Below are 21,562 nucleotides of genomic sequence, written 5' to 3' on the forward strand. Positions count from 1 at the left end.
CCGACGAGGTCGAGCCGATCGTCACCGCCGAGGTCGGCGGCTCGGCGCTGTTCGCCGCCCGGTTCCGGGAGTGCGCGGCCCGCGCGCTGCTGCTGCCACGGCGACACCCGGGCCGCCGGTCGCCGCTGTGGCAGCAACGCCAGCGCGCCGCCCAGCTGCTCGACGTGGCACGCAAGTATCCGGACTTTCCGGTGGTGTTAGAGACCGTGCGGGAATGCCTGCAGGATGTCTACGACGTGCCGGCCCTGACCGGGTTGATGTCGGCGATCGCGCAGCGCCGGGTCCGGGTCGTCGAGGTGGAGACGGCAACCCCGTCGCCGTTCGCGGCCTCGCTGCTGTTCGGCTATGTCGGGGCGTTCATGTACGAGGGCGATCGCCCGAGCGCCGAGCGCCGCGCGGCGGCGTTGTCACTGGACGCCGGCCTGCTGGCCGAGTTGCTCGGCCGCGTCGAGCTGCGTGAGTTGCTCGACCCCGAGATCATCGCCGCCGTCGCCGCCCAGCTGCAGCACCTGACTCCCGAGAGGACCGCCCGTGACGCCGAGGGTGTGGCCGACCTGCTGCGCCTGCTGGGCCCGCTGACCACCGACGAGGTGGCCGCCCGGGCCGGCGGCGCCGAAGTGGGCGGCTGGCTCGAGGATCTGCTCGCCGCCAAACGGCTGCTGGCGGTGTCGTTCGCCGGACACAGCTGGTGGGTGGCGATCGAGGACATCGGCCGGCTACGCGACGGCGTCGGGGTGGCGGTGCCGGTCGGGGTGCCGGCCGGCTTCACCGAGCCAGTCGCCGACCCGCTGGGCGAGTTGCTGGGGCGTTTCGCGCGCACCCGTGGGCCGTTCACCACCGGCCAGGCCGCGGCCCGTTTCGGCCTGGGACAGCGGGTGGCGGCCGACGTGCTGGGCCGGTTGGCGGCCGACCGGCGGCTGGTGCGCGGTGAGTTCGCGGACATCCCGGCGAAACCCGGAAGCTCCGGTGAGCAGTGGTGCGACGCCGACGTGCTGCGGATTCTGCGGCGCCGGTCGCTGGCCGCGTTGCGGGCCCAGATCGAACCGGTCTCCACCGCAGCCTACGGACGGTTCCTGCCGGCCTGGCAGCAAATCGGTGTGGACGCCGTGTCCGGCCCGGACGGGCTGGCCGGTGTGTTAGACCAGCTCGCCGGGGTGCCGCTGCCGGCCTCGGCGGTCGAACCGCTGGTGCTGGCCTCGCGGGTGCGCGACTACTGCCCCGCGATGCTGGACGAGCTGCTGGCCTCCGGGGAGGTGTTCTGGTCAGGTGCCGGCACGATCTCGGGTGCTGACGGCTGGATCGCGTTCCATGCCGCGGATTCCGCGCCGTTGACGCTGGCCGCCGGTGCTGCAATCGAATTCGGCGACGCGCACCGTGCGATCCTGGACACCCTGGGCGGCGGCGGTGCGTTCTTCTTCCGCCAGCTGGCCCGCGACGGGATCGCTGACGTGGCACTCAAAGCCGCTCTGTGGGAACTGATCTGGGCCGGCTGGATCACCGGAGACACCTTTGCACCGGTGCGGGCCGCCCTCGCCGGCGGCCACGGTTTCCGCAGGCGCTCGCCGCCCGCGCACCGGCAGCGGCGCCCGCCACGGCTGAGCCGCTACAGCGTGGCGCACCCCGCTGCCCGTGCCGCCGATGCGGCCGTGGCCGGCCGCTGGTCGGCGCTGCCGGCCCCGCAACCCGATTCCACCGTACGGGCACATCATCAAGCCGAGTTGCTGCTGCACCGCCACGGTGTGCTGACCAAGGGGGCGGTGGCCGCCGAGGGTGTGCCCGGCGGATTCGCAATGCTGTACAAGGTCCTGACCGCATTCGAGGATGCCGGACGGTGCCAGCGCGGCTATTTCGTCGAGTCGCTGGGCGGGGCACAGTTCGCCTTCGCGTCGGCGGTCGACCGGCTGCGCGGCTACCTCGACGGTGTCGACCCGCACCGGCCCGACTACCACGCCGTGGTGCTGGCCGCCACCGATCCGGCCAACCCGTACGGCGCAGCGCTGCCCTGGCCGGCCGGTGCGGGCGCCGCCCGACCTGGCCGCAAGGCCGGGGCGCTGGTGGTGCTGGTGGACGGGGCGCTGGCCTGGTTCGTCGAGCGCGGCGGACGATCACTGCGCAACTTCGCCGACGACGCCGAAGCGCAGCATGCCGCCGCGGTCGCGCTGGCCGACGTGGTGGCCGCCCGACGGGTCGACGGGCTTACCGTCGAGCGGGTGGACGGGGTGCCGGTGCTGCAGATCCGGGATTCGCCGACGCTGGCCGCGTTGAGCGATGCCGGGTTCGCCCGCACGCCCCGCGGATTGCGGTTGCGGTAGGCAGATGTCCCACACCGGGCTCGGCGTAGCCCTGCGACTTTAAATTAACGACCCGGCCTTGGGGCCCAGGGTGGCGGTGATGGTGTCGGTGCCGCCGTCTGATCCGATGGCCAGTTCGGGAGCATCGGGCGCGGAGACAACTTCTCCGCCGGAGACGCTCGCCTGATAGCCGTTCGGGCGGCGAAACCTGGCAATGAGCGGCCGTCCTGCACCTCCGTGGGGCGCCTCCCGCGTGGGAGGTCGCTGCGACCGCCGGTGATGCTTGTGATGCGGTATTATCGTCATCATGCGCACCACTGTGTCGATCTCCGATGAACTGCTCGCGGCCGCTAAGCGTCGGGCCCGCGAGCGGGGTCAATCGCTGGGCGCAGTAATCGAGGACGCCCTTCGCCGAGAACTTGCTGCGGTCCGCGACCGGAGCCCTCGGCCGAAGGTTCCGGTATTCCGTGGCGGCGGCGGCATCCGGCCGGGGCTCGACCTGACGTCTAACCGGGTGTTGTACGAGGTTCTCGACGAGGGCCTGGACCTGAACTCACGTAGGTGAGCAGTGTTTCTTCTCGACGTCAACGTGGTACTGGCGGCGCACCACGCTGACCACCCGCATCACCGCAGCGTTCGCCGTTGGTTCGACCAACTGCTTGCCTGCGACGACCCGTTCACGGTGCCGAACATTGTGTGGGCGTCGTTTCTTCGGCTGGCGACGAATCGACGGATCTTCGAGGTTCCCTCACCGCGAACCGAGGCGTTCGGGTTCATCGAGGCAACCAACGCCCAACCTCACCATCTCTCGACGAGTCCCGGCCCGCGGCACCTCGCGCTGCTGCGCGAAATCTGCGACGAGGCCGACGCGTCCGGCGACCTGATCCCCGACGCTGTAATAGCGGCCATCGCCGTCGAACATCACTGTGAGGTCGTCACTCTCGACCGGGATTTCGCCCGGTTCGCGTCCGTGCGCCATCTGCGCCCGGGTGTCTGAATACAGACCGCGTTCTTCCAGGAAGAGCTTGATGCGTCAGCGGAAGCGGATGTTCGACGTCGCCAGGCCGAAGATCTTCCGGCCGCCGGACTTCGCCGCGACGACGACGACACCGCTGCGGGTCGCCGGGTCCAACGACTTGAGCCGGCCGCTGAACTCGATGTCGCCGCCCTCGGCGGCCGACACGATCGCGGGCTGGGACAGCCGCACTGCGTAGCGGGTGACGGCACCGGGGTCGCCCGACCATGCGGAGACGAATCCGGCGCCCAATCCCATGGTGAGCATTCCGTGAGCGATCACGTCATGCAGCCCGGCCAGCTTGGCGAGGCCCTCGTCCCAGTGAATCGGGTTGGCGTCGCCGGCCACACCGGCATAGTTCACCAGGTCGCCGCGGGACAGTCGGGCTTGGTGCACCGGTAGCTCGTCGCCGGCCTCCAGATCATCGAAGGACGGTGTCCCCGGCGTGCGGGTCATTCCCGCTCCGGCGATCCGCACCTTGCCCTCGGGGCGCACCGTCTTCTGGTAGCCGGCGGCGGACTGGTCGATTCCGAGGATGTTCACGTCGTGCATCATCACGTTCTGCACGGCCGCCCTGATCCCCGCATCGACCTCGTCGGCGGTGACGCCGACGACCGTGGTGTGCAGGGTGTGCACCCGCTCGCCGGCGGTGTCGGTGAAGGTGTTGGTCACGGTGATCAGGTCCCTGCCGGCGATCCTGCGCACCGACGACAGTTCGACATCGGTGAGCAATTCGTCGCCGGCCACGATCGGGCGGTGCTGCTCGAAGACCTCCTCGGTCTGCACGTAGGTGTCGTAACCGACGACCACCGATTCGAACATGCGCCGATTGGTCGCCATGGCCGGGACCGACGTGAACGTCAGCGGGGCAACCACGTTCGGGTAGCCCAACTCCGCGGCGGCGGCGACATCCCAGTGCGCTGGGTGATAGTCCTGCACGGCGCGGGCGTACTCGCGCACCTTCTCGCGACCGACCCGGTAGGTGTCGTCCGCCTGGTAGTAGTGGCCGACCCGCGATTCGATCGCCGACGCCGCTGTTGCTGCGGTCATGAATTCACTCAACCGTTCTATCGGCTTCTTCGGTGAGACCGACCAGTGCACACTAGCGCTCAGGCACCTTCGCGATCCATCTTGGTGACCCAGCAGAGCAGGCTCTGCCCCAGATAGGCCAGCGTGTGGGCAGCGTGTCGAGCAGGTCGGCGAAGTCGCCTGCAGCCGGGATCGCCATGACCTGCCGCCTGAAGCGCTACTGTTAGCACATGGCGTCGGTGGGTGTGCGGGAGCTGCGACAGCGAGCCAGCGAACTCCTTCGGCGCGTCGAGGCCGGCGAGACGATTGAGATCACCGACCGCGGTCGGCCCGTCGCCGTACTCTCGCCGATGCCGAAGGGCGGTCCATACCAGCAGATGCTGGCAAGCGGCGAAATCGAGCGTGCGACGATCGATTTCAACGATCTGCCCGAACCACTCAAACTCGAACCGGGCGTCGAGCTGCCGTCGGTGACGCTTGCTCGGCTACGTGAGCACGAGCGTTGGTGACTTCTCCGGCCGCTGGAAGCGACCGGCTTCTTTTACGCCGCGGTTGCGGCGTGTAGGGCCAGTCCAGCCCTGAGTATGTTGCGTGCGGCATGTGCATCTGCCGGCGCGGTGTGACCGCAACGTTGGCAGACGAATTCCGCTTGGCTGACGCGATTCTCGGGTGCTGCGTGACCGCAGCACTCGCACCTGTCGGAGGTGTGCCGGGGGTTGACCTCGATCCAGGTGCGCCCAGCGTCTTCCGCTTTGGCGCGCAGTATCGAGATGAACTGGCCCCAGCCAGCGTCACTGATGCTTCTGTTGAGCCCGGACTTCGCCCGGGCACCGTTGGGGAGGAACTGCCCGGGGTTGCCCGGGTCAGGTTTAGGTTTGGCCCGGCGAACCATGTTCGAGATCGTGAGGCCCTCCACCGCCAGTAGGTCGTAGCGGGCGACGAGTTCGCGGGCCCGTTTGTGGTGAAAGTCTTTACGCCGGTTAGCGATCTTGCGGTGCCTCGCGGCCACCGTCTCCCGGCGAGCGGCCCGGTTATTGGAGCCCCGCCTTGCGCGCTGCAATCGGTGCTGAGCCGCCTCCAGCCGGGCGGCCTCTTGACGTGCCCACCGCGGATTGGCGACCTCGGTGCCATCAGAGAGCGTCGCATAGGTCACCACCCCGACGTCGATCCCGGCCTGAGCGCCCGTGGCCGGCAGCGGATTGGCCGGCACCTCGTCACACGAGAGCACCAGCATCCAGCGGCGCCCCTGCCGTTTGATCTGGATCGCTTTCACCCGGCCCTGCACCTGGCGGTGCAGATGCACCTTCACCTGGCCGATACCTTGCAGATACACCCGCTTGGTCTCGGGTAGCCAGCGTGCACCGTCACCATCTTTGGGCCACTTCACACTGTCGAACCGATGCTTTCCCTTGAACCGCGGATAGCCTGGCTTGTCGCCGCGTTTGACACGGCGGAAAAATCCGTCGAACGCCTCGTTCAGGCGGCGCAGCGTGGCCTGCTGGCTGGAAAACGACCACACCGCCTGATCCGGGCGCACCGCGCGGATCTCCGTCAGCTGCGCTGACTGGTCCCCGTAGTAGATGCGGGCCTTGCTGTGCGACCAGGCATCCCGACGCTCCTGCAAGGCGGCGTTGTAGAGCTCGCGGTGCGCATCCAGACACGCCGCCAACGCGACCTGCTGGCGTGCGGTCGGGCGCAACCGGAACACGTAGGCGCGCCGCATCAGGCCACCGCGTCCCATTGGTGTTCGATGTAGCGACGCACCGTCGGCGCCGACACATACCCGACCGATGCGACGAAATACGACGGCGACCACAACACCTTCGCGAACCGCCGCAGGTACGGAAACTCTTGCCGCAGCACCCGCGCGGTGCGGCCCTTGAACGCCCGCACCACCGACGCTGGCGCGTCGGCCGGGCCGACCCGAACGAACAGGTGCACGTGATCGGGCATGACCTCGCTCGCCACGATCTCCCAACCATGCTCGCCGGCGACCTGGCCCAGCAGCTCCCCGCAGCGGCGGGCTACCCGCCCGCCCAGAATCCGACGCCGGTACTTCGGGCACCACACCAGGTGCAGCCCCAGCGAACACACCCCTCCCGGCGTCCGGCGAAACCGGCGCTCCGACATGCCACGCACCTTATGAAACGACACCGACAAACTCACCGCACCACGCGGGTCACCAGCCCCGATTCCCCCGACGGCTAAAGCCGCCGGTCCCCTCGGGGCGCACTGATGGCGGCCATCTACCTCAGGAGCGTGTCGATATCCCAACCCTGGCGGGTCGCCAACGCGATGCATGCTTACCCTCGGCGCATCGGAATCGTGTACTCGGTCACCTGGCAGTTGGCTCCTCTGGCGCTGTCGGCCTCGAAACTCACCGTAGCGGGCAAGCGATCGAGACATCCGGGCTGCGGAAACGCCCGCCGTCTCGATCCCGTCGGATCAGCCGGCCGGCGCGAGCATCTGCTTCCAGCCGTCGTCGCCGATGTTGTCCGAATTCGCAACCGAAAACCGCTGTCCGTCGGGTCCGACGACGACACCGCTCTGCACGTCGTAAATCGCGCTGGGTGACGCGGCCGGGACGTAGACGCACGGGTTGGGTTGTTGCCCGTTGCATTCGACGGTGCCCGAACCCGGCCGCTGCAGCGGATCGCTGACCGGGGGCGGTGTGCCCGGCAGCTGATCCGCGGGCAGCGGGTTGAGATTGGTGTTGATGGACGGCGCGGGGATCACCCGGCCCGGGTCGACCGGCTGGTCGCAACGCGCACCCGGCGCGGGGCAGTTGCGGATCTGATTCGGGTCTCCGTACCACGGGTTGGTGCCCAACGGCACATAGGGTTTGTCGCTGCGGCACTCCCGCGGGGTGGCCGCCCGCTTGCCGGGCACATCCACGCACGGGTTGTTACGGGCACCGCGCACCACGTTCGTGTAGGTGTCCTGCGGGATCTTGCAGTAGGTGCCGGCCGGCAGCGGAGCGGTGCTGGTGTCCGCCGGTGAGCGCCACTGCGACGCCGGCAGGAAGCCGGTCAGGCACGGTGGCGGCTGGTTGATCGAAAACGCGACGTCCACTGACACGTGGTCGGGGTAAGCAGAGACCGCCGCCTGCGACTCCGCAACCACCTGCGGCAAGAACACCAGCAGCCCCTCGACGCCGTGGTGATAGCGCTTGAGCATGTCCGCCACGACCTCGACATTGGCCAGCGTCTGCGGCAACGAGTCACGCACGGCGGCCAGCGTCGCATTGACCCGATCTGCCGTTGGCGCCACGTTAGCCAGCACACTGCGCAACGCCTGGTCCTGCTCAGCGGTCTGCGCGGCCAGCCCATTGAGGTTGGCGGCCCAGCGCCCGATCTCGTCGCCTGAATTGACCTGGCTGTCGATGATGGGCGCCGAATGCTCGATGATGTCGTTGATGTCGTTGATGTTGCCCTTGAAGTCGTGGGCGATCGCGGTGGTGGCGTCGACCAGGCGCCGAAGGGGGGGCCCCAGCCCGCCGACGGCCTGTGACGTCTCGTCGAGCACTGCTGCGATCTTGTCTTCGGGCAGCGCCGCTATACCCCGGTTGGCGGCATCCAGCGCCGGGCCGATCTGGGCGGGCACCGTGCTCTTGGTGATCGTCTGCCCGTTGTCGAAGAACGGGCCGCTGCTGCGGGCCGAAACCAGGTCGAGGTACTGTTCGCCGGCCGCCGACACCGAGTGCACATTGGCCGAGGCGTCAACCGGGATGCGGTAGCCGGTGTCGAGGCTCATCTCCGCCCGCGCGCCCTGCTCGGTCGGTTCGACGGCGGTGACCTTGCCGATGGTGATACCCCGGTAGGTGACGTTCGCTGTGCGATACAGGCCTCCGGATGCGGGCAGATCGGCGTAGAGGGTGTATCGGCCGATGCCCACCAGGCTGGGGATCCGCAGGAAGTAGCCGCCCAGGACCGCCACGGCGAGGATCGCGAACACCGTCAACAACACCAGCTGGATTTTGACCAGGCGGGTCAGCATGTTCTACTCACCCCTTTCGACCAGTGGGCCGCCCGGCGCGTCGTTCGGGTTCGGCGTGAACCGGACGTCCGGGATCATGGTGCGCGGATCGCGTCCCCAGGACTGCTCGAGCGCCCGCATCATCCCCGAGACTCCCGTTCCGCTCAGCAGAGCGTTGTCCAGGGTGGAAAACGTCAGGTCGGCTGTGGCTGACACGTTGACATAGTCGCCACGGATCACCTTGTCCACGTGGTCGATGTCGAACGGCGCGGTGAGGATCAGCCTCAGCGCGTCAGGCAGATATGGCACGGCCCGGCCGAGCTGCTTCAGCGGTCGCTGCAGCGACTGCAGGTCGTGATGCAGGTTGGTCCCGGTATCCGAGAGGGTCCGGTTGGCGACGTCGCTGAACCGCCCCAAGGACTGCGTGGCGTCGGCGAACAGATCGCGGGTGTCGGCGAAATGACGGATCAGCGGCGGGATCTCGGTGAGCACCCGGTCCAGCGTGTCGTTGCGGCTGGCGGCGATGGACAGGAGTTGGTTCGTCGAGTCGATGGCGCGGGTCAGGTCGTCACGTTGGCGGCCCAGTTCGGCGGTGAACGTGTCCAGCCTGGTGAGGAATTCGCGAATCTGATCGACGTGGCCGTCCAGGGCGTTGAAGATCTGGGTCTGGATCACCTCGAGATTGGGGAAGCCGCCACCGTTGAGGATGACCGCGATGCTGGCCAATGTCCGTTCGACGGTGGGGTAGGCCGAGGAGTTCTTCAGGCCAATGGTGTCACCGCTTTTCAGCGGCCGCGGCGACGGGTTCGGTGGGGCGCCCAGCTCGACGTGCTGGGTGCCCAGCAGGCTGGTCTGGCCGATTCGCGCGGTCGCATTCGCCGGCAGCTGCACCGCCGGATCGAGGTCCAGCGTCAGGGTGGCGATCCAGTTCTTCAGGCTGATGTCGCGCACCATGCCGACCCAGACGTCGGCGACCCGCACCCGGCTGTTGGTGTTCAGGGCCAACGTGTCGGGTACCTGCACGTAGATCGTCAAGTGCTGGGGGCCGGTGCCCTGGCCGACGGGCAGCGGCACGTTGGCGATGCCGCGCCAGCTACACGAGCTCAACACCATCGGGGCCAGGAAAAAGGCCAGCAACACCAGCACCCGGCGACCGATGCCGACGCTGAGTCGGGCCATCGCGTGCCTCACGGGCGGGGCCCGGTCTGCGCGGCGGGTGCCGGTCCGGGAATAACGCCCGGCGCCGGCGCAGGTGGCGGCCCCGGCTGCGGATACCAGAGTGGCGGCGAGGGGCTTGACTCGTCGTAGGCATCCGGCGACCCGGGCAGGTTGGTGCCCGCCGGCGGGGGCGCGATGTCCGGTCCGCCCATCAGCTCGGCCAGCGATTCCGGGGTCAGCATGTTCGCGGTGAACGGTTGAACCTGCGTGCCCTGCATCCCGGGTGCGACGATCCAGCCCGGCTCGGAGTTGCGATGCGAAAACGGGGTGTCGCGCGAGAAGATCCCCGGGACGGTGGTGTCCTTGTACCCCGGCGGCGGGCGCAGCCGCTGTTCGGAGTAGGCCACCTCCTTCGGCAAGGTTTCAGCCGTGCTCCAGATGTTCACACCGAACGGCAGGTAATTGAACTTGACGGCGTCGAGCACCGGCGCCAGGTATTCCGCGCACAGTTCGGCCGAGTCCTGATAGCCCAGCCGGCTGCCGGCCTGGATGGCGCTGCAGATGCCCTGCAAGGGATTGGCGAAGTTCGGGAACACGCCCATGCCGATCAGAGCGCCGTGCACCGGCTGGTAGATGTTGTTGAAGTTGCCCGCATAGGTGGGCAGGAGGTGCAGCGCGGTCTCCAGGCCGTCGCGCGGCTCCGGTTGCAGCAGCGTGGTGGTCGCCTCGGCGAGGTTGCCCACGTCGCGCGCCAGCATCGGCCCGTTGTCATTGACGAATTTTCGGGCGGTGACGAGCGCTTCGTCGACCCGCTGGACCGCGTCGGACAAGGCATGGTCGGATTGGGTGAACCAGTCGGTGAACTGCGCCAGGTTGTTGTTGATTGCGGTGAACTGTTGGTTGTTCTGGTAGAGCGCGCTGACGAACTGCGCGAGGCTTCGGGTGATCGCGACGAAGTCCCCGCGGCCCTCGTTGAGTGCGGTCAGTGCTTGCGACAAACTGGTCAGCGTTTCGTTGACCTGTCTGCCCTTGCCGGCCAGGCTGTCGGCCGCCGACTCGACGAGGTCGCCGAACGGCCCCTTCGGCTGTTGCTGTGTCGGGCCCAGGTCCAGCAGTATCCCGTTGATGGACTCGCGCAGCTCGTCCCACTCGACCGGCACCTGCGTGCGCTCGACCGGAATCACCGCACCGTCGGCCAGCACCGGACCGCCGGTGTAGGACGGTGACAGCGCGATAGTGCGTGACGCGACCAGGCTGGGGTTGAGCACCGACGCGTTCGCCTGGGCGGGCACTTTGTATTTGTTGTTGTAGTGCAACGTGATCCGCATTTTGTCGCCGGCTGGTTCGATCTTGTCGATAGCGCCCACCCGCACACCCATGATCTGCACCTTGTCGCCGGGATACAGCCCGGGTGCCTCCGGAAAATACGCGACAACGCTGGTGGTGGTCAGCTTTTTGTACAACTGCGCTCCCGCGCCAACCATGACAGCGGCCAGTGCGAAGGCCAAAGCCGCCACCAGCGATCCGATCAGCCATGTTCTGCCGGGCAGCTTCGGCAACCGAAGGTTGTGAATATCGAAGATGGTGCTCACTTCTGGCGGCCCTCCCTAACTATCAAGGCTTCCTCCCCCTCCGCCGGAGTTCCCCGGTGCCGGCCCGGCCACCGGCCCCAGCGGCTCGGTGCGTGCCCCCGGCGGCGCGTCGGTCGGCAGCGGCACCGGGGTACCCGCAACACTCGGCGGGATCTGGCCCGGTCGACCGCTCACCGGAAGTCCCGGTGTGGCCGGCGGACCGTCCGGGTTGGGCGGTGGTGTCAGCACGTCCGGCAGGGCCTGCGGGTACGGCCCGTTGGCTCCGAACGGACCCACGCTCTGATCGAGATCGGCGCACGGCAACGGGTTTCCGGGAGTCGGGAACACACCGGCCGGCGGGGCGTACGAGCACGGCGTACCGGGCACCACCGCCGGCCCCGGGTGCTCCGGGGTGCCCTCGGACAGCGGCGGTGCCGGCGGCGGCGCGCCGTTGGACCGGCGGGTGCCGTTCGGGTCGGGGTAGCGGAACGTGGGCAACCCGGCGTTGCGCCAGAACTCCTCGGGGTCGATTCCCCGTTTCTTGAACGCCGCGTCCACCCACGGCTGCAGGATCTGATACGGCAGCAGGTTCACCGCGATTGCCTTGAAGTAGGGCCCGGAAGCGACGGCCTCGGTCAGAGACGCGGTGTATCTGCTGAGGAGCACCAGCACATCGGCCAGTTCGCTCTTGCGTTTGACCAGCTCGCCGCTGACCGTGTTCAACTGATCCAACACATGATGCAGGTTCGGGTTGTCCTTGATCAGGCCGGATACCTGGGTGGACGCCGCCGACACGTTGTGCAGCAGCACGCTCATCTCCTGGCTGCGTTGCTTGAACGCACCCAGCAGGATGTTGGCGTTGACCAGCAGCGTGTTGATCTGATCGCTGCGGTCGCCGAACACGCGTGCGACCTTGTTGGCGTTGGCCAACAGCTGTTTGATCTGCCCGTCACGGCGGCCGAGGGTGTCGGAGAACCTGGACACGCCGTTCAAAGCGGCGCTCAGGTGCGGGGCGGTCTGATCGAGAGTCTCCGACAGCACGTTCAGTGAGCGCTTGACGGTGTCGATGTCCCAGCCCGTGGCGGCCTTGGTGACGTCGAAGAACGCGTCATAGATCTGGTAGGGCGTGGTGGTCTGGCCCGACGGCAAGACACCCATGGCCCGCAGCGGATCTGACCCTCGGGGTTCGATCGCCATGTTCTTGCGGCCGAGAATGGTGTCGGTGCGAATCGCGGCGCGGCTTTGGGTGCCGATGGTCTTGCCGGTCAGTGAGAATCCGACTTGCACGTGAGCGCCGCTGATCGCCAGCGAACGCACCAGACCGACGTTCACTCCGGCGATCTCCACCTTGTCGCCGACATCTATGCCGCCGGTGTCGGCGAACTGCGCATAGTAGGTGGGCGTGGCGAACAGCATCGGGACGCTGGTGATGCTCTGCCCTACCCCGACGACGAGCAGTGTGACCACCACACCCATCAGCCCGACACGGCCGCGGTTGAATTCGGTCAGCGCTCTCATTGCGGCGTGCACCTGCCGGTCGGCTGCTGGAAGAGCCTGACGGTGCGTACCGGGCCGCCGGGCTGTAATCCGTTCATCTTGAGCGAGATGTCGCACAGGTAGAAGTTGAAGAAGTCGCCGTAGATACCAGCGGTACGGCCGATGGTTCGATAAGCATTCGGCAGTTTCGCGATCACGTCATCGACATTTGGCAGGTCATCGATGAGTGTCTGCTGGATGGCGTCGAGGTGTCCGACGGTGCTGTGCAGCAGTGGCCGGTTCTCACTCAGCAGGTCGGCCAGGGTTCCGGCGGCGGTGCTGATATGTGCGACCGCGGTGGCCAGTGGGTCAGCCCGGTCCTTCAGGCCGGTGATCAGTACCTCGACGTTGTTGACGGTTTGGTCGAACTGCTTTTGATGTTTGACGGTGGTGGCCAGCACCGTATTGAGGTTGCGGATCACCTCGCCTATCGCCTGGTCACGGTCGGCCAATGTAGCGGTGACGGCGGCGGTCTGGTCGAGGATGTCGTTGATGGTGGCGCCCTGGCCCTGGAAGACGGTGATGATCGACGAGGCGATGGCATTGACCTTGTCCGGGTCCAGCGTCTTGAACAGCGGGCGGAATCCGCCGATCAACGCGTCGAGGTCCAGCGCAGGCTGCGTCCGGCCGATCCCGATGGTCCCACCTGGGGCCAGTGGCGCATTGCTGTCGCCGTGTTTGAGTTCCAGGTAGCGCTCGCCGATCAGGTTGAGATAGCGGATCGACGCCGTGGTCGCCTGATCCAGCGGCAGCGAGCGGTCCACGTCGAAGTCGACTCGCACCCGGGTGTCGGCGTCGATCAGCCTCACCGTGGCGACCTTGCCGACCTCCACCCCGGATGCCCGCACGAACTGCCCGGCCCGTAGCCCGCCGGCATCGGTGAACACCGCGGAATACCGCGCGGTGCGGTCGAAGCGCACCTGGCCGAAGACCACGATGATCGCCACGGTGAACACCAGCAGCACCAACCAGACGGTGCCGAGTTTGACAGCTGTGCCGGTGGTTTTCATGGATTCCTCGTCATGGGTTGATCGAGTACTCCCCGAATTGGCGGCCCCAGACGTACTCGGTGAACATCGGCTGGCCGATCTCGAAGTGGTTATAGGGAGCCACACTTGCGCCGTCGTCCATCACCAGATAGGGCGCCGGCCACAAATCCCGGGTGATGGCCTGCCAGCAACCCGGCGCGCCCCCGGGCCCACCACGAATGTTCATCCGGGGCAGATTGTCCGGATAGATATAGGGGTTGGGAGCGGCCAGGACCGTACCGACACCAGCCAGGGAATAGCCGTTGCCGCCAATAGCTTTGGCGACCTTAGGGGCGAGGTCGTGAAGGTTGCGGATCGAGCAGAATAGTTCGGGGCTGTAGGTGTCGAGCAGCTCGGCGGTGGGTACCAGGTCGGCTACACCGCGCACCAGAAAAGGCCCGCCCCGGACGAGGATGTCTTCGCCGGTGTTGCCCGCACCCACCGCCGCCAACAACGCCGCTTCCAGGTCGTGCTGCTGGTCGGTGAAGGCACGGGCGGTGATCACCGCGTTGTGCAGAAAGTTCCACAGATCCGGTGACGCGCCGGTGTAGACGTCGGCCAGATCCGCAAGCCGCCGCAGATCGTAACGGACCTGGCCCATCCGCGGATTGAGCTGCGCCAGAATGTCGTTGCCGTCGGCCAGCGACTCGCCGAACTTGCCGCCCAACCCATCCAGCGCCTGGGCCACTGCGGACAACGTCGCATTCAGCTTGGCCGGGTCGATTTTCTCGGCGATCGAGGTGATCGACTCGAACAACGTGTTGAACTCGGTGGTCACCGACCGCACATCGATCACATCACGAGACGAGATATGATGCGACACCGGGTCTTCCGGCGAAGCCAACGACACATACTTGTTACCGAAAACGGTGGCCGCCTGGATAGTCGCGACCACGTTCGCCGGGATGATGGGAACATATCGCGGGTTGACGTCCAGCATCAGCTGGGCCGCCGGCCGGCCATCCCGCTCGATCTCGGAGATGTCGGCCACCCGGCCGATTTCCACCCCGTTGTAGGTGACCTTCGAGCCGGTCTCCATCACCAGACCCGCCCGCGACGCCAGCATCGTCAACTCGGTCCTCGGCGTGAAATCCCCCCGAAACTGCAGATACACCAGTACCAACACCGACGTGCCGAGCATCAACAGCGCCACACCCTCCAGATACAGCCACCTGCGTGAGTTCGGTTTCGGGGGCATCGCGCTACACCGTCAGGTTGAAGTTCGGGTTGACGCCGTAGAGCGCCAGCTGAGCCAACAACACCACAACCACCACCGAGACCAGCGACATCCGCATCGACCTGCCAACCGCCTGGCCCACGCCGACCGGCCCGCCGCTGGCGGTGTAGCCGTAATAGCAGTGGGTGATCATCACCACCACGGCCATGATGACGACCTGCACCACCGACCAGCCGACGTCCTCGGGCCGCAGGAAGGTGCGAAAGTAGTGCTCATAGGTGCCGTTGGACTGGCCGTAGAACACCGTGGTGACGAGCTGTCCGGAGGTGTATGCCATATCCAGTGCCAGCGCATACAACGGCACGATCACCACCAGCCCACCGATGATGCGGGTGGACACCAAAAACGAGATCGACCGAACACCCATCACCTCCAGGGCGTCGATCTCCTCGCTGATGCGCATCGCACCCAACTGTGCGGTGGCACCGGCACCGACCGTGGCCGCCAGCGCAACACCGGCCACGATCGGCGCCGCGACACGGGTGTTGGCCAGCGCGGCGAAAAACCCGGTGAACGCCTCGGCGCCGATATTGCCCAACGACGCAAAACCCTGAATGGCGATCAACGACCCCCCCCGACAGCGTCACCAAACCGATGATCCCGACCGTGCCACCGATGACGGCCATCGCGCCGGTTCCCATACCGATCTCGGCGATCAACCGCAGCGTCTCGCTGCGGTAGTGGCCCAACGCCCACCCGATCTGCCCGACGCTGACCCGGGTGAACCGCGAGAAACTCCCGGTCTGCTGCAACATCCGGGCCGCACCGCCGACATAGCGATCGAGGTTGGCCGCCGTCCGCGGGAACCGGGCACCCAACACCACCGAGGTTGCCATCGTTAGCGTCCCGTCCCGAACCGCACACCGATCGTGGTCAGCACCACGTTGACCACGAACAACGCAAGCACACACAACACCAGCGTCTCGTTGACCGCCACACCGACACCCTTGGGACCACCCCGGGTGGTCAGCCCGCGATAACAACCCACCAACCCGGCGATCAACCCGAACGTCGCCGACTTGACCACCGAGATGACCACCTCCGGCAAGCCGGTCACCAACGTCAGCGTGCTGACATACGCACCAGCCGAAACATGCTGAATGAACACCCCGAACACGAAACCGCCCACCAGCCCGATGGTGATGACCGCACCGTTGAGCAAACTGCCCACCACGGTCGCCGCCACCACCCGAGGCACCACCAGCCGCTGAATCGGGTCGATACCGAGCACCTCCATCGCATCGATCTCCTCGCGGATGGTGCGCGCACCCAGATCAGCGCAGATAGCCGTCGCCCCGGCACCGGCCACCACCAGCACCGTCGTCATCGGACCCAGCTGGGTGACCGCACCCAACGCAGCACCCGCACCGGAGATGTCGGCTGCACCGAACTCGGCCAACATGATGTTGAGCGTGAAGACGATCAGCACCGTCAACGGCACCGCAACCGCGATCGTCGGCAACAACGACACACTGGTGATAAACCAACCCTGCGCGATCGCCTCCCGCCACTGAAAACGCGGCCGAAACAACGCCCTACCAGTTAAAACACACATCCGATAAAACCCACCAACCGCATCCACCCCAGGCCGGACCTGATCACGGACATAACCGGCGAGCACGGCGTGGCTGGTCATCGCTGATTCCCCACCTGGTCGAGCACGGCGGTCAACATTGCGTTCGAGGTTTGAAGCAAGTCCTGGGCGGTTTTTTTCGCGGCGCCAGCGTCGCCAGCACAGACCGCAGCGGCCAACTTCCGGTAGGAATCCGGACGCCTATCCTCAGTGGTCATCGCAGCGGCCAAAGCAGGTAGTGCCGGCTCATATGCCGCGCGAAATGCATTGAACATCAACCGGAACACAATAGAACCGGCGGCGTCGACCAGGTGATCCCAGAACGTGAGCGCGTGGCGCTGCCACTCGATCGGGTCATCCTCGGATTCCAGCGCACACAGCGATTTGTCGAGCAGTTCAGCCAGCCCAGGCCGGTGCTGTTGTGCCGCCAGCTCCGCGACGTTCAAGCCGTTACGCAGCCGGGCGTCGAGGATGCTGTGGGCGACCGAGACATCGAGCCTGCCATCGCGAAACAGCAACTGCGGCAGTAGATCCAGGCCCGCATGCCTGCGGAAATCACGCACAGTGGTGACGCCGCCTTGGCGTACCTCAACAAGACGGGCGGCCGAAAGCCGCTTGAGTGCTTCGCGCACAGCCGGGCGGGACACCCCGAGCACCTCGGCCAGCCGGCGTTCGCTGGGCAGCGCCTCACCGGGCTGCAGCTCCCCGCTGAGCACGTCGGCGACGATCTGCTCGAAAACCGCTTCGGTCACCGATCGACGAATCACCGGTTGCAGCGCCATCGCAGCAGTATGATGGCTCGGTGGCCGGACGTCAAGTGGCCAGACCATCAACCTCGCCCGAGGGGATCCCCTTGCGGGCGCAGCGGGAACCCGCTCGCTTGCGCGACATGCGGCGACAGGTCAGGATATTGACCTATGGCCGAAGTAATGCCCTTCTCCGAGGCGAAAGCCCACCTGTCTGAACTGGCCGAACGCGTCGAAGTTGAGCATGCGCGCGTCCTCGTCACGCGCAACGGACGGCCATCGTTCGTGCTGGTGAGCCCCGACGACCTCGACGCACTCGAAGAGACGCTCGACATCCTGCGGGATCGCGAGCTCGTCGCCTCGCTGAGGCGGTCGCAACAACAGGCCGCTCAGGGTAGATCGCGGCCCTTGCCGTCTGCGTGAGTTCTGCGCCGACGGACCCATACGAGCTCCGTATCACTGCTGAAGGACTCCGTCACCTGAACCGCCTCCCGGCGAAGATCCGCGACGCAGCTCTGGCCGCGCTACACGGCCCCATCCGCGAAAACCCGCACCGGCTCGGCAAAGCGCTGGTCGGCCAACTCGCCGGCCTTTTCTCGGCGCGACGAGGCGACTACCGGATCATCTCCAGCATCCACGACACGGCCAAGATCATCATCGTGCACAGGATTTCCCATCGAGGATCGGTGTACCGCCGACGATAACTCAGATCCGCGCGCGGACCGCAACGATAGCGATCCCCTTGCGGGCCTTCGAAAACAGGCGACCCTGGCTGATGAACGGCGTGTGAGTTGTCAGAGTCCCGCGGCCCGCTCGAGGAGGCGAAGTTCGTCGTCGAGGTGCCCCGTCATCGCACCCAGCCCGGGGACGGCGTGGCGACAGCCGGTGAGCCCAAACGCGATCGTCTCGTCAGTGCTGGTGCAGGTGATGTTCAGCGCCTGCCCGGCAACCGGGATCGACAGCGGGTAAAGGGCGTCGAGGCGAGCGCCGTTCCAGTACAGCGGCGCTGGGGACCCGGACACGTTGGAGATCATCACGTTCGGCGGGCGTAGCAGCCCGTGGTGACCGAAGAGCATACCCAGCCCCAGCGGTGCGGCCCCCATCGCGCTCATCGCGAGGACCTGCAGCTGAGTGCGAGAGGCCAGCGCGGCCTTGCCTTCGCGCATGCCGGCCCGCACAGCCGCGAGCCGCTCGCCCGCGTCGGCCAGGTTGGTAGCCAGGCCGCACGTCAACGTCGCGATCTTGTTCCCCGCATCCGCGGTGTCGCCCCGGCCGCCTTCGGGCCGGGTGCGGCGCAGCGAAACCGGCACCATCGCCACCAGCGGCGCCCGCGGCAGCGCCCCCTTACTGGTCAGATAGCTGCGCAGCGCCCCGGCACACATGGCGAGCACTACGTCGTTGACGGTGGCGTCGCTGTGCTTGGCGACCAGCCGCAGCCGTTCCAACGGCCAGGAGCACCCGGTGAACGACCGGGCCCCGTCGATCGACACGTTGAGCATCGTGCGGGGCGCGACCAATGACAGCGGCCCGCCGTGGTGGCGCAGCGCTTGCTCGAGCGTGCCGGCGAGCGCGGGCACCAGCCCGGCGGCCTCCCGGGCCATGCCCCAGGCCGTCGCCAGCGCCCAACCCGGCAGCCCAAACAGGTCCAGACCGCCCCGCCGCGAGGCCGGTGCGGGCTTCGGGGCGGGCTCGGCCGGCTCCCACAGCGCGGGCTCCTCGCGGCGGGCGGGGTCAAGGCTCAACGCCGCGCGCAGCATCCCCATCGCGGAGACCCCGTCGGCGAGCGCGTGGTGGATCTTGATGTACACGGCGTACCGGCCGTCGGCGAGACCCTCGATCAGGTGCACCTCCCACAGCGGGCGGTCCCGGTTCAACGGGGCCGCGTGCAGCCAGGACACCAGCGCCCACAACTCCGCCATCCCGGCGGGCTGCGGCAGCGCCGAATACTGCACGTGGTAGTCGAGGTCGACCTCGCCGCCCGAATCCCACCCCCACTGTCCCAGCGACGTCAGCGACCGGCGAGCCCGCTTGCGCCAAAAGCCGGAGACCTCGTCGCGGCCGACGGCCGCGGCGAACATCTCGCGCACATCCGAGGCGAAGGCGCCGTCGGGCGGGGTGAACAACGCCAGACCGCCAACCTGCATCTGACAATTCTCGGACTCGGCGAGCAGGAACATCGAATCGGTCGGGGACATGGGAATCAACATCAGGTCACAAACTCCAAACACAGCAGGAGCGGCCACGACGGCCACGGATTGTGCGAAATCGCCGGTCCGGCTGGGCGAATCGTGTCGACCCATGCCCCGATCCCGTCGAGGGTGCCTTCGCCTCGGATCTCCAGGTCGGCGGCAATCCCGCTGGTCGCGGTGCGAACACACCTCGTTACGGTCGGCGAAGTTGAGTGCCACCCTCCAGGCCCGCAGAGAACGTGGCCGCGATTCGAGGGGTGTGTTACCGCTGCGACTGAGACTACTCCACACAGCGGGCGTTGTCGCGGTCACAACCGCGGGTATGTGCGGATCCTACGGCTGGCCGGGCCGCACCCGCACCATCAGCGCATGCACCTCGGCTAGCAGGGTGTCCGTCTCGTCGACGAGTTCCCCGGCGACGAACCCCTAACGGGCGGGATTGTCGCGCTACCACTTCGTCCACTGCCCCGCCTTGTCCCCGGCGAGCAGCGTTACAGCTCGTCGTGCCGGGTTGAGAGCAGCTGGCGACGCCGCGAGCAGTCGCAACGAGAGCGCCTACGTCCCGGGGCCGATATTGCGGGCAGGTCGGGTGCGCAGGTCATGGACGTATTCAGCTGGGGCGCCGGCGATTTCGGCAGCGTCGGCCATCACCCCCAGGTAGCGCGCCGACGGCAACCCGCCCTCCCAGGCGTCGACCACGTACAACCAGGCGAGCACCGGATCGAGGGTATCGAGGGTGGTGTCCGCAGAAAGCCCGGTTAACCGATCCACCCGGCAGCGGATCTTCTTGTGGATGCCGAGTTCCGAGCCCTCCCACCTGTCCAGGTTCTTCTCGTCCGAAGGCGTCACGTCGTAGAGCACCACGAACACCTTCGCCCCCGGATCCTCGACAATGGTGGCCAGCGCTCCCTCCCAGCCGATGTCCTCACCGCCGAAGGTGAGCCGCCAGCCGTGCAGCCAACCGGTCCCGGTCATCGGCGAGTGCGGTGCCCGCTGCAGCATCTGGTCTGGATGCATGTTCGATCCGTAGGCGGCGTAGAGCGGCACGGGAAAAGCTTAAACGGCGCCTGCACGATAAGCGGGCAACCGACGGCTGGGCTCGGCTTGATTGCCCGGCTGGCCCCCTCGCCGGGGCGCGGCAACGATGCTTCCCGGCTCGCGCTGCTTCGCGGCGCGCATCGGCGCCGGGCTAGGTTATGGCAGTGGCGACCCGCATTGTGATCCTCGGAGGCGGCCCGGCCGGTTACGAGGCGGCTCTGGTGGCCGCGGCGCGCGGCACAGCGATCGCCCGGGTCACTTTGATCGACTCCGATGGCATCGGCGGCGCCTCCGTACTGGCCGACTGCGTACCGTCCAAGACGTTCATCGCGTCCAGCGGGGTGCGCACCGAGCTGCGCCGGGCCCCGCATCTCGGGTTCGACATCCACTTCACCGACGCCGAGATCGAGCTCGGACAGATCCACGAGCGGGTCAAGTCGCTGGCCGCCGCGCAGTCCGCCGACATCACCACCCAGTTGGTCGATTCCGGTGTGGAGGTGATCGCCGGGCGGGGCGAGCTGGCCGACCCTGCGCCCGGTCTGGCCCACCACCGCATCACCGTGACCGCGACGGATGGCACCAGCAACGTGCGCGACGCCGACGTGGTGCTGATCGCCACGGGTGCCAGCCCGCGGGTGCTACCGAACGCGCAGCCGGACGACGAACGCATCCTGACCTGGCGTCAGCTCTACGACCTGGACAGACTGCCCGAGCACCTCGTCGTCGTCGGTTCGGGGGTGACCGGTGCGGAGTTCGTCAACGCCTACACCGAGCTTGGCGTCAGGGTCACCGTGGTGGCCAGCCGGGACCGGGTGTTACCGCACGAGGACACCGACGCGGCGATGGTGTTGGAGCGCTCGTTCGCCGAACGCGGCGTCACGCTGGTCAAAAACGCCCGAGCCGAATCGGTCGTCCGCACCGATACCGGGGTGCTGGTCAGGATGACCGACGGGCGCACCGTCGAGGGCAGCCATGCGCTGATGACTGTCGGGTCGGTGCCCAACACTGCCGGCCTGGGGTTGGAGCGGGTGGGCATCGACCTCGCTGAGGGCAACTACCTGAAAGTCGACCGGGTGTCCCGAACGTCGGTGCCCGGGATCTACGCCGCCGGTGACTGCACCGGCCTGCTGCCGCTGGCGTCGGTCGCCGCGATGCAGGGCCGGATCGCGATGTATC

20 protein-coding genes and 1 pseudogene are annotated in these 21,562 nt (G+C 67.2%); 7 read left to right on the plus strand and 14 right to left on the minus strand.

Going from position 1 to position 21,562, the window contains the following annotated elements:
* From AC2VON_RS14815 to AC2VON_RS14825, 3 genes are all read left to right on the plus strand, one after another.
* Positions 1-2,312: Lhr family helicase (locus AC2VON_RS14815; protein ID WP_486953627.1), on the plus strand; the 2,312-nt coding region annotated here is incomplete at its 5' end.
* A 286-nt stretch (positions 2,313-2,598) separates the two neighbouring features.
* On the plus strand, positions 2,599-2,856 hold the full coding sequence (locus AC2VON_RS14820; protein WP_486953628.1) for a ribbon-helix-helix protein, CopG family: 258 nt from the start codon (positions 2,599-2,601) through the stop codon (positions 2,854-2,856).
* A gap of 3 nt (positions 2,857-2,859) precedes the next feature.
* Entirely contained in the window at positions 2,860-3,288 is a 429-nt protein-coding gene (locus AC2VON_RS14825) for a TA system VapC family ribonuclease toxin (RefSeq protein WP_486953629.1), read from the plus strand.
* 36 nt (positions 3,289-3,324) lie between these two features.
* Here the strand turns inward: AC2VON_RS14825 and AC2VON_RS14830 are convergent, their stop codons facing one another.
* Entirely contained in the window at positions 3,325-4,356 is a 1,032-nt protein-coding gene (locus tag AC2VON_RS14830) for a fused (3R)-hydroxyacyl-ACP dehydratase subunits HadA/HadB (RefSeq protein ID WP_486953630.1), read from the minus strand.
* Positions 4,357-4,565: 209 nt separating this feature from the next.
* On the opposite strand from AC2VON_RS14830, the gene AC2VON_RS14835 reads away from it, so the two are divergent.
* A complete protein-coding gene (locus tag AC2VON_RS14835) occupies positions 4,566-4,844 on the plus strand; it encodes a type II toxin-antitoxin system Phd/YefM family antitoxin (RefSeq protein ID WP_486953631.1) in 279 nt (92 codons plus the stop codon).
* A gap of 32 nt (positions 4,845-4,876) precedes the next feature.
* Here the strand turns inward: AC2VON_RS14835 and AC2VON_RS14840 are convergent, their stop codons facing one another.
* The 11 genes and pseudogenes from AC2VON_RS14840 to AC2VON_RS14890 form a co-directional block, all read right to left on the minus strand.
* The gene (locus AC2VON_RS14840; protein ID WP_486953632.1) at positions 4,877-6,058 is read right to left on the minus strand and encodes an RNA-guided endonuclease InsQ/TnpB family protein; all 1,182 of its coding nucleotides are present in this window, start codon (positions 6,056-6,058) and stop codon (positions 4,877-4,879) included.
* Positions 6,058-6,465 (minus strand): IS200/IS605 family transposase, encoded by a 408-nt coding sequence (tnpA, locus tag AC2VON_RS14845; protein WP_486953633.1) that lies wholly within the window; start codon positions 6,463-6,465, stop codon positions 6,058-6,060. The genes AC2VON_RS14840 and tnpA overlap by 1 nt, the downstream gene beginning before the upstream one ends.
* A gap of 315 nt (positions 6,466-6,780) precedes the next feature.
* The gene (locus AC2VON_RS14850) at positions 6,781-8,331 is read right to left on the minus strand and encodes an MCE family protein (protein WP_486953634.1); all 1,551 of its coding nucleotides are present in this window, start codon (positions 8,329-8,331) and stop codon (positions 6,781-6,783) included.
* Positions 8,332-8,334: 3 nt separating this feature from the next.
* Positions 8,335-9,489 (minus strand): virulence factor Mce family protein, encoded by a 1,155-nt coding sequence (locus AC2VON_RS14855; protein ID WP_486953635.1) that lies wholly within the window; start codon positions 9,487-9,489, stop codon positions 8,335-8,337.
* 8 nt (positions 9,490-9,497) lie between these two features.
* A complete protein-coding gene (locus AC2VON_RS14860; RefSeq protein ID WP_486953636.1) occupies positions 9,498-11,060 on the minus strand; it encodes a virulence factor Mce family protein in 1,563 nt (520 codons plus the stop codon).
* A gap of 15 nt (positions 11,061-11,075) precedes the next feature.
* Positions 11,076-12,557 (minus strand): virulence factor Mce family protein, encoded by a 1,482-nt coding sequence (locus AC2VON_RS14865; protein WP_486953637.1) that lies wholly within the window; start codon positions 12,555-12,557, stop codon positions 11,076-11,078.
* Positions 12,554-13,585, minus strand: coding sequence for a virulence factor Mce family protein (locus tag AC2VON_RS14870; RefSeq protein WP_486953638.1), 1,032 nt, complete (start codon positions 13,583-13,585; stop codon positions 12,554-12,556). The genes AC2VON_RS14865 and AC2VON_RS14870 overlap by 4 nt, the downstream gene beginning before the upstream one ends.
* 10 nt (positions 13,586-13,595) lie before the next feature.
* Positions 13,596-14,801, minus strand: a complete 1,206-nt coding sequence (locus AC2VON_RS14875; protein WP_486953639.1) for an MCE family protein — start codon at positions 14,799-14,801, stop codon at positions 13,596-13,598.
* 4 nt (positions 14,802-14,805) lie between these two features.
* Positions 14,806-15,676: pseudogene (locus AC2VON_RS14880) on the minus strand (ABC transporter permease).
* Between the two features lie 2 nt (positions 15,677-15,678).
* A complete protein-coding gene (locus AC2VON_RS14885; RefSeq protein ID WP_486953640.1) occupies positions 15,679-16,476 on the minus strand; it encodes an MlaE family ABC transporter permease in 798 nt (265 codons plus the stop codon).
* Positions 16,473-17,195, minus strand: coding sequence for a FadR/GntR family transcriptional regulator (locus AC2VON_RS14890; RefSeq protein ID WP_486953641.1), 723 nt, complete (start codon positions 17,193-17,195; stop codon positions 16,473-16,475). Before AC2VON_RS14890 ends, AC2VON_RS14885 begins: the two co-directional genes overlap by 4 nt.
* Before the next feature lie 135 nt (positions 17,196-17,330).
* On the opposite strand from AC2VON_RS14890, the gene AC2VON_RS14895 reads away from it, so the two are divergent.
* On the plus strand, positions 17,331-17,582 hold the full coding sequence (locus AC2VON_RS14895; protein ID WP_486953642.1) for a type II toxin-antitoxin system Phd/YefM family antitoxin: 252 nt from the start codon (positions 17,331-17,333) through the stop codon (positions 17,580-17,582).
* Entirely contained in the window at positions 17,579-17,863 is a 285-nt protein-coding gene (locus tag AC2VON_RS14900) for a type II toxin-antitoxin system RelE family toxin (protein WP_486953643.1), read from the plus strand. Before AC2VON_RS14895 ends, AC2VON_RS14900 begins: the two co-directional genes overlap by 4 nt.
* Before the next feature lie 90 nt (positions 17,864-17,953).
* Here the strand turns inward: AC2VON_RS14900 and AC2VON_RS14905 are convergent, their stop codons facing one another.
* Entirely contained in the window at positions 17,954-19,366 is a 1,413-nt protein-coding gene (locus AC2VON_RS14905; protein ID WP_486953644.1) for a WS/DGAT/MGAT family O-acyltransferase, read from the minus strand.
* 537 nt (positions 19,367-19,903) lie between these two features.
* The gene (locus AC2VON_RS14910) at positions 19,904-20,395 is read right to left on the minus strand and encodes a gamma-glutamylcyclotransferase family protein (protein ID WP_486953645.1); all 492 of its coding nucleotides are present in this window, start codon (positions 20,393-20,395) and stop codon (positions 19,904-19,906) included.
* 155 nt (positions 20,396-20,550) lie between these two features.
* Here AC2VON_RS14910 and AC2VON_RS14915 point away from each other — a divergent pair.
* On the plus strand, positions 20,551-21,562 hold a 1,012-nt coding region (locus AC2VON_RS14915; protein WP_486953646.1), incomplete at its 3' end, for an NAD(P)H-quinone dehydrogenase.

The organism is Mycobacterium sp. TH-M82 (assembly GCF_057473605.1).